Below are 13,174 nucleotides of genomic sequence, written 5' to 3'. Positions count from 1 at the left end.
TAATTTCCTTGCTTCTTTATGTAAAGGACCTGCAAGCTCCATATAATCACCTTGGTCGACTCTGCGTTATCACATACAACTGTGCTATGTATCCATCTTTGCTTTCCAGTACGTCTCGAAAAGTGTTATAGACTTGTTTAGTAGTTTCAGGAACGAGAAGACTGTGACAATACAAATATGCTGCATCATATCCAGCAGGAGCCATACCCCAACTCTCCCACAGCTAAAACACCATCTGCACAATGCCCACATAATTGATCTGGTCCCGGTTGTAAAAAATTGTTGTAGGTGTTTTCCTTTTCGGGGAATGGGTAAAAATGTAGGATTTATCCCAGATTGATTTTTTGTTGTTATCGTTGCCCTTTTTGGATAAATACGTTTGTCATTCTTACTGCTATCTTACTTACATAATTCACAATTAAAAAGAGAACAATAATCGCAGTAATGATTAAGATTGCGGAGGTAATTATTAATGGCAAAAGTATTGTATATTACAGCAAATCCAAAACCAGTCGCAGAGTCTTTCAGTTTGCGTACTGGAAAAGCATTTTTAGAAGAATACCAAAAAGAAAATCCTCAAGATGAAGTAGTCCATCTCGATCTATATAACCTGGATATACCGATGATTGATGCTGATGTATTTAGTGGGTGGGGAAAACTTTCAAAAGGGGAAGACCTTTCAGCAGATGAAAGAGCAAAAGTAGAGCGAATTGCTGAACTCACAGATGAGTTCGTAGCAGCAGATAAATATGTATTTGTAACACCTTTCTGGAACTTCCTCTTTCCACCAAAATTGAAAGCATATATCGATGCGATTTGTATTGCTGGGAAAACATTCAAATATACGGAAAATGGTCCAATTGGTTTGCTTGGTGAAAAGAAAGTGGTGCATATCCAAGCACGAGGCGGTTTTTATTCTGAAGGACCTGCGAAAGAATTGGAATTTGCAGATCGCTATCTTCGTACAGTGCTTAATTTCCTAGGAGTTACAGATATTCAAACTGTTGTTGCCGAAGGAATGTCATTTGATCCGAGTAAAGCAGAGGGAATTGTTGCTAACGCAATTGAAAAAGCGAGAGAAGTCGCAAGAAATTTTTCAGGTGAAACAGTTCGAGCGTAAATAAGTAAAAAAGTACAATCCATGTGGTTGTACTTTTTTACTTTTGTTGAGATAAAATGAGTAGTAATAGTAGAATAATAAAAACAATCGTCAGAATAAAATCTTGTTCATTGGAAAAAGGATGGAAGTTTTTAAATATCGGGATATCGACTTTGGGAAAATCCCACTGAGCATTTCGGAAATCTTTGGACACGTTATGAAAAAAATCCATTTCATACTCCCTTCGACAATCTTTTGCTTTAATTTAAATAGTAGAAAAAAGCACAAGTATTTGCAACTTTCTTTGAGATGGGGCTGAGAAAATGATTATTTCTTCCGATCTAACGAATAGATGTTATACCCAAGATGATTCAGCGAGAAGGAAGTCTGCCTTCACTTCTCCACTTGAAACAAGAGACCCATTTGAACGGGATTATGGGCGAATCGTACATAGTGCTTCATTTCGTAGGCTTCAAGCCAAAACCCAAGTGATAGGCTCAGAAGCAGGTGATTTACATCGTACAAGACTGACGCACTCCATGGAGGCAGCGCAGATAGCTCGCAGCATTGTTATTTTTTTAAATGCACATGATCCAAAACTTGGAGCTGATTTTTCTCTTGACGTGTCTCTACTTGAAGCAGCAGCATTAGCTCACGATCTTGGTCATCCCCCCTTTGGTCACCATGGCGAACAAGCTCTACATGATTGTATGTATCATTATGGAGGATTTGAAGGGAACGCCCAGACGTTTCGCATTTTATCCCGCATAGAAGGAGATAAAGTCGTAGGATTAAATTTAACGCGTGCTCTTCTCTATTCTATTGTAAAATATCCTATCATTCTCGATGATGCGATTGGCAAAAGTACCAACAAAGAACACCCGCCTAAGGCTAATATATATAAAGTAGACGAAGAAGCTTTTCACTGGATGATGGAGCCTCTGTCACAGGAAGAAAAAAATTATTACATGGAAACCAAGACGACAGAGGAAGGTTTCCAAAAGACAGTTCGGAAATCATGGGAGTGTTCCTTATTAGAACTATCTGATGATATTGCCTATGTAACCCATGATGTGGAGGACGCGATCAATCTAGGTTTCATTCATTCTTCTGCTTTGACGAAAATATTGTCTTCCTTTCCAGGGTTTGAAAAACATTTTTTGCGAACCGATCACTTTAAATATGATTTAAAACAGTTAATATCTGCAATGATTTCTTATTTTGTTTTTGGTGTAGAGCTAAAAGAAAACGAAGTAGATGCGAGTTCGCCTCGATTGAAGTATCGCGTTGAATTAATGGCAGAGCGATTTGAGCTGCTTCGTATTTTAAAACAATTAGTAATCGATGAAGTAGTATATTCACAAACCGTCCAAACGATGGCTTGGAAGGGTAGATTTGTCGTTAAGCAGTTATTTGAAGCGATGATGAACGAACCAAATTTATTACCCCATAATGATCGGCTGACGATCAAGAAAGGGATATCTACTTTTGATAAAGCAAGAGTGGTCTGTGATTATATATCAGGTATGACTGATCCGTATGCAATGAAAGTATACCAACAGCTTTTTGGAAGAGGAGATGGGGCATCTTTTATTCCACATCTCTAGTCTAAATTCCTGCTTGATAAGAGAAACTAAAAAATGGTATTATTTGGATAAATATAAACAAAATCTCTTTCTAGGGTTTGCAAGTTTTATCGTCACGGTAAGGAGTGTTTTTGCATGGATGAGTTGCATGACATTATCCGAGTTCTCTTAGAGAGTGTAGACCGGCGTTATGAGTTGATGGAAAATCAATATAGCAATCAAACACGCGAAATAGAAAAGAGAATGGATCGATTAGAAAATCTGTATGAAGAAGAATTTTATCGACTGAATCGAGAGATACGTTATCTTCAAGAAAGAATTCATGACGTGGAGACACAGTTGCTGTTTATGCAGAACAGTGAAAATCTACCAAAATCGAATCGGAAGCGTTTCTAAAAATGTGAAATAGATAAGAGGGCAATGTTATCTTATCTATTTTTATTTTGATTTAAATCCGACTTATCAAGTTGGTTTTATTGACTTAAATTTTTAGTTATGTATAATAATATTAGTTTGGAACATGCTTTTACTAATAAAGGTAAGAGGAGTCGGATGTATGAAGCGTTTAATATGGTTTGCTCCCTTTCTATTGGCTTTTCTGTTATTAGCAGGGTGTAGTGTCGGAACCACCAATGACATCTATACAAAAGTAAAAGAAAGCGGAGTATTGGTAGTTGGTACAGAAGGAACTTATAAACCATTTAGTTATCATGATGAAAAAACAAATGCATTAACAGGATTTGATGTAGAAGTAGCTCGTGAAGTAGGAAAAAGATTAGGGCTCAAAGTCCAGTTCAAAGAAATTCCTTGGGATGGAATGTTGACTAGTCTCTCTTCCAAAAAAATAGATATGGTGGCAAACCAAGTAGGGATTAAACCGGAGAGACAAAAGAAATTTGATTTCTCTACTCCTTACACGGTGTCTTATGCGCAAATTGTGGTGAAAAATGATAATACTACGATCCATTCTATTAAAGATGTAAAAGGCAAAAAAGCAGGTCAAACTACAACAAGTAATTACGGAAAGATGGCTCAAGATGCTGGTGCAACTATCGTTCCTTATGAAGATATGATGAGTGCGATGCGTGATGTAGCAGCTGGCCGGATTGATTTGAGCATGAATGACCGCTTAGCAATTGCAGAAATGATGAAGCAAACTCATCTCCCTCTTAAAACAGTAGGAGAACAAGTAGAGAAGTCATCTTCTGCGCTGGCGTTTCCAAAAGACAGTAAAAAATTGGTAGATGAAGTGAATAAGGCACTAGAAGCAATGAAGAAAGACGGTACCCTTGCGAAAATATCAAATAAATACTTTGGCATGGATGTATCCAAATAAGAATGATGTTTAAGGAAAAGTAGCTTTTATGGCAAGCTACTTTTCCGTTTATCTACAATCCTTCATGAGCATAGTAAGAGGGAGCTATATAAGAGGGGACGAGAAACGCATTGGGTGGAATACAATGGAATAATTTATTTGATTTCCAGTTAGCGAAAAGCTCTGCATGGTTTGTTTTGCAAGGGTTAAAATATACGATTATTATTACATTGATCACGATTGTTATCGGATTATTAATCGGATTAATTGTAGCTCTGATGAGAATGTCTTCCGCCAAAATTTTACGTTACCCAGCAAGGGTATACATATCTATCATTCGAGGGACACCATTGTTGGTACAATTATTTATTTTATATTTTGGCTTGCCTGTGATCGGAATTAACCTGACTCCTTTTCTTGCGGCGATTATTGGTCTTTCGTTGAATGTGGGCGGGTATTCTGCTGAAACTTTCCGGGGAGCACTGCTTTCGATTCCCAGAGGGCAGTGGGAGGCAGCTTATTCGATAAATATGACATATGGACAAGCATTAAGACGCATTGTGATGCCTCAAGCACTTCGAGTGGCACTGCCATCTCTGGCTAATACATTGCTCAGTTTGGTGAAAGATACTTCCTTACTCTCGATGATCACAGTCCCAGAAATGCTCTATCAAGCCAAAATTATTGGCGGTAGAGAATTTGATTACCTTACCATGTATATTTTGGTTGCTATTTTTTACTGGATTGTATGTACGATACTTGCTTGGGTCCAAGACCGTTTAGAAGATCGATATGGGAAATTTACGAAATAGGAGGAAAGACAGATGATTCAAGTTTCCAATCTGGTAAAACGTTTTGGTGATCAAGCAGTGTTGCATGGGATAGATGTCGAGGTGAAAAGAGGAGAAGTTCTTGCGATTATTGGTCCGAGTGGATCAGGGAAGTCAACTTTTTTACGGTGTTTAAATTTATTAGAAAAACCAACATCTGGAACTGTTCAAATTAATAATGCTGTTCTTTCCTTCCAAGAGAAAAAGAAAGTAGCAGAACGAGAAATAAGACAATTACGAGCGAAAACGGGCATGGTCTTTCAAAGTTTTCATCTCTTTCCACATATGACAGCAAAACAAAATGTAATGGAAGGCCCGATTCAAGTGAAAGGTGTTTCACCCAGCAAAGCAGCGTCACAAGCTGACCAACTATTAAGACAGGTAGGTTTACAAGAAAAACAAGATGCTTATCCTGATCAGTTATCTGGCGGTCAGCAGCAACGGGTAGCCATTGCCCGAGCACTAGCAATGGAACCAGAAGTTCTTTTGTTAGATGAACCAACTTCCGCACTAGATCCAGAACTCGTCGGGGAAGTATTAGCAACCATTCGCCAACTTGCATTGGGAGACCAGACGATGTTGATCGTGACTCATGAATTATCGTTTGCAAAAGAAGTAGCTGATCGAATTATCTTCATTGATCAAGGACAGATCGTGGAGCAAGGAAAGCCAAAAGATATATTTGAAACACCACAAATGGAGCGAACAAAGCAATTTTTGGAAAGATTTAGTCAGTTGTGATTTCCATGTTAAATAAGTATACTATTTATAATTAGTAGATCTGAAAGGTACTGGTGTGGAAACTCCTGAGATAACTTCTGCGACCAACGAGCGTTCGGTGTTTGGCGGGAAGATCGCAGTCGCCGTGCTTCTTTTGGTTGTGGTGGTTGTATTCCTTTTTCCGTTGTCTGGAATAGGATTTGCCTTTCTTCTCCTTCTGGTCCTCGCGGCAGCTGCTGTGTGGTTTGGAGGCTTCCATACCTACAAGAGTAAGCCGAAGAACTAGAAAGAGGCTCGGACCCCCCAGTCCGAGCCGTCGAAATTTATGTAGGAAACGATAAATATTAAGGCTGAGCATACAATTGCTTAGCCTTATTGCTTTTGCGATCCACTTTCTAGATAAAAGAGACCTGCGGAGATTAAGTCTACTTCGATCCGTGGATGATATTGCCAGATACATTCTCTTTGGCGTGCTGTTTTTGTTGATTTTTGCTCATCCGTTTGTTTTGCTTCGTCAGGAAAATAGGTATTTACTTGTTTTAGTTCCTCTTTCAGCCGCTTTTGGGCATCTTCCGCCCATCCATGATCTTCTTCTGTCAATTCTTCGGTAAGGAAATATTCGATTTCTCCAACAGCTTCTTGTATGGTCATGCGGGGGCTTAATGTATACCTTTTTTCTGGAAGCTTGAGTGTCCATTTATACTGATGGAGTTCATCTGCAAAATTGGTATTAATTTGACCAGTTTGCAAGTTGATACCATAAGACGATACTCGATCTTTTTTCTGATCACAGACATAGGAAATCAGAAAATGCACAGATAGCCAAGGTGTGTAGCCTTTTGATTGAGAAGAATACTGGGACCAGCCTGAAGGTTCTTGATAGAGACGGACAAATTTACCTTGTTTCTGAGCGGATCGTAACAGTTGTCGAAACCTTGGTGATCCATAAAAAAGGTATTCTGCTCGTCTATCTTCAGGTGGATTTTCAGGGTCAAAAACAAGGCAGAGTTGCAGGGGATTTGCTGGTAAATTCATTTTTTCTACATACATCCAATAATAGGGACGATTGACCAAATCTTTATCTGCTTCTATAGATAATTGAGTATGTAGATAGAAAGGAGTAGATTCCATAATTCGGCAACCATTGGTTTCTAGGTATCTTTCGGTAAAATTTCTTAGTGCTATTTGGTCCACAGTAACTCCTCTTTCTTAGCATTCTCCTGAAGGTGCTCCTCTTTCACGTTTTGGAAGCGATCCCCGATTTGACTGAGTTGAATTCGAATTTCTTCATCGGTTTTGCTTTTTATCATAATATCCATCAGATTTTTTTCTAAGGAAGTGTCCTTTTCTAGACTCTCTAAAATGGTTTCCAGCTCACCGATAACGGACTCAAAAAGTGCTATTTTCTCATGAAGCAGCCATATGATATGTTCTTCAATTGTCCCGATCGTAGCAAAATTGTAGATATGGACATCATTTTTTTGACCTAAACGGTGAACGCGTCCAATGCGTTGTTCTACTCTCATCGGATTCCAAGGCATATCGTAATTGATGATATGATGGCAAAATTGAAGATTGATTCCCTCGCCTCCGGCTTCTGTTGCGATCATGACTTGAGCTCTTTTTTGAAAAATCTCCATCATGTAATCTTTTTTGTTTCGATTAAATCCACCTCGAAAAGGTACAGCATGTATTCCTTTCGCTGCCAGTGCCCGCATCAGCATTTCTTGGGTTGCACGATATTCTGTGAATAAGATTACTTTATCGTCCAAACCGCTAATTAAGTTAACCGCTGCTTCTACTTTGGAAGAAGTCGTCACTGCACGTAATAAGTGAATCAAATGATTCACTTCAGGAGGTATAGATGCTTCCTCTCCATTACCTTTTTGGAATAATTTAAAAAGCGTCAAAAAAACAGCATCACGGCTACTGCATACTTCTTTTTGTAAAACGAGCAATGATAACATACTTTTGAGATCAGCAGCAGAAGAATAACGATCTCTGACAAAATCGCTCACCCCTTCATACAAGGCCTTTTCTTCTGGAGTAAGTTCGATTGGGATGGTTTGGACAATCCGCTCTGTAAGGGGAAGATCGCTCTCTTTACGTCGATTACGGATCAAGACGCGGCTGATCTCTTGACGCAGTTGATCTTCATTTTTTGCTAAGCGTTTTCCCGCAACAAAATCTTTGTTAAAACGAGATTCGTTGCCAAGTTGCCCTGGTTTTAAAAGGGAAACTAGATTATATAGTTCTTCCATTTCATTTTGTACAGGAGTTGCAGTCAACAGTAAACAATACTTTTTTTGCATTTCACTGATAAACTGCCAATTTTTTGTTCGGCGATTTTTTAGTTTGTGCGCTTCGTCCACTATTAACAGGTCGTAGGGTTGGGAAAGAACTACTTCCCGATGAGGATCACGTTTTGCTGTATCCATCGAAGCGACCACAATATCATATTTATCCCACATCCATGCTTTTTTTTGTGGGACTGCTGGAATTTGAAATTTTTGGTTTAGTTCTCTTGTCCATTGTAAAACGAGTGAAGAAGGTACAAGGATCAATACTTTTTGTACCAAACCACGTATGAGATATTCTTTTAAAATCAACCCTGCTTCGATGGTTTTACCCAAACCGACTTCGTCAGCAAGAATCGCCCTGCCTCGCATTTCTTGGATGACCCGTTTGGTGACATCAATTTGATGAGGAAGTGGCTCTATCCCTTGAAGTTGATTTAGGCATAAAAGGGTGTCGAATTCAGGTACAGCAGTAACTTTGGCAGCTTCGATGGCAAGCTGAAACCGATCCCAGTTTGCCCATCCAGAATCTGTTTCAACTTGGTCTTGGAAAATAGGCAGCCATTCACGATGAAAACGAATCGGAGGTGTATTCATTTTTCTTCTCCATTTAGATAATTGGTATCTGATGTAGTATGAGTTATTTTTTGGTAAATAATGCATCATGGAGGTAAATGTGGCATAAACAGAGAAGATGCCATAGCATGAAACGACTGCGCGGTATAAATTACTCCTACGTTTACATAACAGTAACCAATCGCGTATAGAATGTTGGCACAGATGAAAAGGATAAGTGAGAGCATCACTACCCCTCGAATTCCTTTTTTCAGGAAATCGGTGAGCCAAACAAAAAAACCGGAGCCAACAACAATGAAGATACATTGAATGAGAGTGTAGGTAGCGACTACTTCACCAATATTAAGGCCCAACTTGTCTAGTTGAATGGGGAGTTGAGCCAAAGAGGAACAAGAAGTTAGCAGGAATAGCATTCTGGAAAAAGTGATGTATCGCATGTGTCTCCATCGTACACTTCAATATTTTGATCTATTTTAATTATAAAAAAACAAAGAATTTGGCAAGCTGGAAAAGACGTACTTTCTTTCAAATAAAGCATGCAAATGATCGGTTTTTATGGCAAAATGGAGGAGACAAATACATAACTTTTGACGGTTGAAGACGAGAGGAGAGACCACACCCCAGTATTGTTAGGGGTTGGCGCCGAAGGAGCAAACCTGTACAGGTGAATCTCTCAGGCAAAAGGAGGCTCGTCGGACGTCACTCTGGAGAGCGCTCTTTATGAGCCGCCAAAGGGGCATGTCCACTCAAGGACAGAACTCTCAGGTACCAAGGACAGAGGAATTCTTTATGAGATAAGGAATTTCTCTGTCTTTTTTGATGGAAATGATTTGGAGGTGCAAGGATGACAGCATTAAAACGAACAGCCCTTTATTCGGTATATAAAAATGAAGCAAAACTAGTTCCTTTTGGTGGATGGGAGATGCCCGTTCAATTTTCCAGTATTAAGGATGAACACGAAGCAGTTCGAACACGTGCTGGACTATTTGATGTCTCTCATATGGGGGAAGTGGAGATCACGGGAGAGGATGCAAAGAAATTTGTAAATCGCGTGACTACCAACGATATTCATAAACTGACGGTAGGTCAGGCTCAGTACTCCTTGCTTTGTTACCCAGATGGTGGAACAGTTGATGACTTATTAGTGTATCAAACGCAGGAAAATGGATTTTTGCTCGTTATCAATGCATCCAATATCGATAAAGATATTGCTTGGTTAAAAGATCAACTCCAAGATGATCAAGTAACGATTGTAGACCGTTCCCTAGATACGGCATTACTCGCTTTGCAAGGACCTTTTGCAGAGGAAATTTTACAACGTTGTACGACTTTTGATCTGGCGATTTTGTCTTCCTTTCAATTTGCTATGAACATCGATATATGTGGAATTCGAACTATGGTCTCTCGTTCAGGTTATACAGGGGAAGCTGGTTTCGAACTATATGTAAATGCAAAAGATGCAGAGAAACTCTGGAAACAACTGCTTCAAGCAGGTGAGGAATATCAGTTAATTCCTTGTGGACTTGGAGCAAGAGATACTTTGAGACTGGAAGCAGCATTACCCCTCTATGGACAAGAATTATCGGCTCAGATTTCTCCTTTGGAAGCAGGATTGGGATTTGCTGTGAAGTTAGACAAGGGAGCGTTTATTGGATCAAATGCGTTACTTTCTAAGAAAGAAGCAGGAGTAAAGCGGAAAAAAGTTGGAATTGAAATGATCGACAGAGGAATTCCTCGAAGTCACTATTCCATTTATATAGAAGATCAATTAGTAGGAGAAGTGACTTCTGGAACACAATCCCCATTGACCAAACGAAATATTGGTTTAGCTCTTATTGATTCATATTTTGCTCAGATGGACCAAATAGTAGAAGTAGAGATCAGAGGAAAACGAGTGAAAGCAAAGCTTGTACCAACGCCATTTTACAGGAGGGCAAGAGGATGAAACAGCGCTATCTACCAATGACAGAAAAAGATCGTACTGAGATGCTTGCAACTATTGGGGTAGATACAGTAGAAGATTTATTCCATGAAATCCCTGCTAGTATTCGTTTTCAAGGGGAGATGAAAATACCAGCTCCCATGGCGGAGTCCACATTAGTTCGTCACATGCGGCAGTTAGCAAGTAAAAATATATCCACTGATACACACGCTTCTTTTCTTGGTGCAGGGGTATATGATCATCATATTCCAAGTGTAGTTGGTCATGTTATTTCTCGATCTGAATTTTATACTGCTTATACTCCTTATCAACCGGAGATCAGCCAAGGAGAGCTTCAAGCAATCTTTGAATTTCAGACGATGATCGCAGAGCTAACAGCTATGGATGTAGCTAACTCCTCCATGTATGATGGTCCAACAGCCCTAGCAGAAGCAGCAAATCTCGCAACAGGAGTCACAAAGAGAAAACAGATTCTCGTCTCTCGTACTGTCCATCCAGAAGCTCGAGAAATTCTTCAAACCAATTCTGATGGATTGGGCTATGAAATCATTGAAATACCTTATAAAGCTGGGATAACAGATACTTTAGCATTAGAAGAATTAGTAAACTCCCAAACAGCGGCTGTCATCGTCCAATCTCCTAATTTCTTTGGTCATTTGGAAGATTTGACGGCAATTGAGAAACTAACTCATCGGGATAAAGGTTTATTTGTTGTCAGTAGTAATCCTAATTCACTAGGAATGTTAAAACCGCCTGGCAAATATGGAGCAGATATCGTGGTTGGTGATGCGCAGCCTCTTGGTATATCTGCGTCTTTCGGTGGTCCACACTGTGGATTTTTTGCTACTACCAAAGCTTTGATGCGTCGTATTCCCGGTAGAATTGTTGGAGAAACAGTAGATGAAGATGGAAACCGCGGCTTTGTTCTGAGCTTACAAGCGAGAGAACAACATATTCGCCGTGACAAAGCGACATCTAATATCTGCTCCAATCAAGCTTTAAACGCCTTAGCAGCTTCTGTCTATATGAGTGCGATGGGGAAAGAGGGAATGCAGGAGGTGGCGAGACAAAATTTCCACAAAGCTCATTATGCCAGACAAGAATTAAGTAAGATCAATGAAGTAGAAGTAGTTTTTTCAACACCATTCTATAATGAGTTTGTTGTTCAATTATCCAAACCGATCAAAGAGATCAATCATAAATTGCTTTCTTTCGGGATTATCGGTGGTTACGATCTTGGTACTTCTTATCCAGAACTAGCGGATCATATGCTCATTGCGGTAACAGAAGAGAGAACAAAAGAAGATATTGCAGCGCTATGTCAGGCATTGGAGGAATTATTGGTATGAAAGCACACAAATCTCTCATCTTTGAATTGAGTCGTACCGGACGAATTGCCCATAGTTTGCCAGTACTTGATGTTCCAGAAGTAGAAACGTTACCAAATGAATATGCACGAGAAGAAGCAGCAGATCTGCCGGAGGTGTCTGAACTCGATCTCATGCGTCACTACACCGAACTTTCGCGGAGAAATCATGGGGTGGACAATGGATTTTATCCACTGGGTTCCTGTACGATGAAATACAACCCAAAAGTGCATGAAGATGTTGCAAGACTATCAGGATTGGCAAAAATTCACCCTTATCAAGCAGAAGAAACGGTACAAGGAGCCTTACAGCTTTTATTTGAATTACAACAAGACTTAGCTGAAATAACAGGTATGGATGGAGTTACCTTACAATCAGCAGCAGGAGCCCAAGGGGAATGGACCGGATTGATGATGATAAAAGCTTATCATCAAAGTCGAGGGGAAGGCTTGCGAAACAAAGTTATCGTACCAGATTCTGCGCATGGTACCAATCCTGCTAGTGCAACAGTTGCTGGGTTTGAGACTATTACTATTCCTTCCAACGAAAAAGGGCTTGTAGATGTAGCTGCTCTTCAAGAAGTATTGGGTGATGATACAGCTGCTTTAATGCTGACAAACCCTAATACACTTGGACTTTTTGAAGAAGAAATCGTAGAGATAGCCAGGCTTGTGCATGAAGCAGGTGGTTTACTCTATTACGATGGAGCAAATGCCAATGCGATATTAGGAATTGCTCGGCCTGGTGACATGGGCTTTGATGTTGTGCATCTCAATTTGCATAAAACATTTACGACACCACATGGTGGGGGAGGCCCTGGAGCAGGTCCAGTTGGAGTGAAAAAAGAATTAGTACCTTTTCTGCCAAAACCTCTTGCTGCAAGAAGAGAAGACGGAACCTATTATCTGGAAACCGACTTGCCTAATACTATTGGCAGGGTCAAAGGATTTTATGGTAACTTTGGGATCTTAGTACGAGCTTTTGCTTATATTCGGACGATGGGAGCTGTAGGTCTTCGCCTAGTGTCCGAAAATGCAGTACTAAATGCGAATTACATGAAAGCAAGATTAAAAGACTATTATGATCTGCCATTTGAGCAGGTTTGTAAACATGAATTTGTCCTTTCTGGTAATCGTCAGAAAAAGTCAGGTGTTCGTACCTTAGATATAGCTAAACGATTACTTGATTTTGGTGTTCATCCACCGACTATTTATTTCCCGCTCATTGTAGAAGAATGTTTGATGATTGAACCAACAGAAACAGAGAGTAAAGAAACACTCGATCACTTTATCGATACCATGATCCAAATCGCCAAAGAAGCAGAAGAAACACCTGAAATGGTACAAGAAGCACCCCACCATACTTTAGTGAAACGACTTGATGAAGTACTAGCTGCCCGTAAGCCAAAACTGAGATGGAGCCGAAATTAAAGAAACAGCCGG

The 13,174-nt window shown here is 39.8% G+C and carries 13 protein-coding genes and 1 riboswitch; of the genes, 9 read left to right on the top strand and 4 right to left on the bottom strand.

What is annotated here, in order from left to right; all coding sequences use genetic code 11:
* Positions 1–46 precede the first annotated feature (46 nt).
* Positions 47–205 (bottom strand): hypothetical protein, encoded by a 159-nt coding sequence (locus AC5WOE_RS05990; protein WP_496052151.1) that lies wholly within the window; start codon positions 203–205, stop codon positions 47–49.
* Between the two features lie 267 nt (positions 206–472).
* On the opposite strand from AC5WOE_RS05990, the gene AC5WOE_RS05985 reads away from it, so the two are divergent.
* The 6 genes from AC5WOE_RS05985 (at position 473) to AC5WOE_RS05960 (ending at position 5,571) form a co-directional block, all read left to right on the top strand.
* Entirely contained in the window at positions 473–1,120 is a 648-nt protein-coding gene (locus tag AC5WOE_RS05985; protein ID WP_496049618.1) for an FMN-dependent NADH-azoreductase, read from the top strand.
* A 302-nt stretch (positions 1,121–1,422) separates the two neighbouring features.
* The gene (locus tag AC5WOE_RS05980) at positions 1,423–2,706 is read left to right on the top strand and encodes an anti-phage deoxyguanosine triphosphatase (protein WP_496052150.1); all 1,284 of its coding nucleotides are present in this window, start codon (positions 1,423–1,425) and stop codon (positions 2,704–2,706) included.
* Between the two features lie 114 nt (positions 2,707–2,820).
* Positions 2,821–3,081, top strand: a complete 261-nt coding sequence (locus AC5WOE_RS05975; RefSeq protein ID WP_496049621.1) for a hypothetical protein — start codon at positions 2,821–2,823, stop codon at positions 3,079–3,081.
* 160 nt (positions 3,082–3,241) lie between these two features.
* Entirely contained in the window at positions 3,242–4,021 is a 780-nt protein-coding gene (locus AC5WOE_RS05970; RefSeq protein WP_496052149.1) for a transporter substrate-binding domain-containing protein, read from the top strand.
* A gap of 110 nt (positions 4,022–4,131) precedes the next feature.
* On the top strand, positions 4,132–4,812 hold the full coding sequence (locus AC5WOE_RS05965) for an amino acid ABC transporter permease (protein ID WP_496049623.1): 681 nt from the start codon (positions 4,132–4,134) through the stop codon (positions 4,810–4,812).
* Between the two features lie 12 nt (positions 4,813–4,824).
* Positions 4,825–5,571 (top strand): amino acid ABC transporter ATP-binding protein, encoded by a 747-nt coding sequence (locus AC5WOE_RS05960; RefSeq protein ID WP_496049624.1) that lies wholly within the window; start codon positions 4,825–4,827, stop codon positions 5,569–5,571.
* 351 nt (positions 5,572–5,922) lie between these two features.
* On the opposite strand, the gene AC5WOE_RS05955 is transcribed toward AC5WOE_RS05960, so the two are convergent.
* From AC5WOE_RS05955 to AC5WOE_RS05945, 3 genes are all read right to left on the bottom strand, one after another.
* Positions 5,923–6,744: a YqhG family protein gene (locus tag AC5WOE_RS05955; RefSeq protein ID WP_496052148.1), complete on the bottom strand. Its 822-nt coding sequence runs from the start codon at positions 6,742–6,744 to the stop codon at positions 5,923–5,925.
* Positions 6,732–8,444 (bottom strand): DEAD/DEAH box helicase, encoded by a 1,713-nt coding sequence (locus tag AC5WOE_RS05950; RefSeq protein ID WP_496052147.1) that lies wholly within the window; start codon positions 8,442–8,444, stop codon positions 6,732–6,734. Before AC5WOE_RS05950 ends, AC5WOE_RS05955 begins: the two co-directional genes overlap by 13 nt.
* Before the next feature lie 65 nt (positions 8,445–8,509).
* A complete protein-coding gene (locus AC5WOE_RS05945) occupies positions 8,510–8,860 on the bottom strand; it encodes a hypothetical protein (RefSeq protein WP_496052146.1) in 351 nt (116 codons plus the stop codon).
* Positions 8,861–9,017: 157 nt separating this feature from the next.
* A riboswitch (glycine riboswitch) is annotated at positions 9,018–9,122 on the top strand.
* Between the two features lie 145 nt (positions 9,123–9,267).
* Here AC5WOE_RS05945 and gcvT point away from each other — a divergent pair.
* The 3 genes from gcvT to gcvPB are packed head-to-tail and all read left to right on the top strand — an operon-like array spanning position 9,268 to position 13,162.
* Positions 9,268–10,368, top strand: a complete 1,101-nt coding sequence (gene gcvT, locus AC5WOE_RS05940; protein ID WP_496052145.1) for a glycine cleavage system aminomethyltransferase GcvT — start codon at positions 9,268–9,270, stop codon at positions 10,366–10,368.
* A complete protein-coding gene (gene gcvPA / locus AC5WOE_RS05935) occupies positions 10,365–11,714 on the top strand; it encodes an aminomethyl-transferring glycine dehydrogenase subunit GcvPA (RefSeq protein WP_496052144.1) in 1,350 nt (449 codons plus the stop codon). Before gcvT ends, gcvPA begins: the two co-directional genes overlap by 4 nt.
* Positions 11,711–13,162, top strand: coding sequence for an aminomethyl-transferring glycine dehydrogenase subunit GcvPB (gene gcvPB / locus AC5WOE_RS05930; RefSeq protein ID WP_496052143.1), 1,452 nt, complete (start codon positions 11,711–11,713; stop codon positions 13,160–13,162). Before gcvPA ends, gcvPB begins: the two co-directional genes overlap by 4 nt.
* Positions 13,163–13,174 lie beyond the last annotated feature (12 nt).

The sequence above is a fragment of the Shimazuella sp. NTD248 genome, from assembly GCF_059510395.1.
The sequence above is the reverse complement of the archived record's forward strand: the minus strand, read 5'-3'. Positions and strand labels throughout refer to the sequence as shown.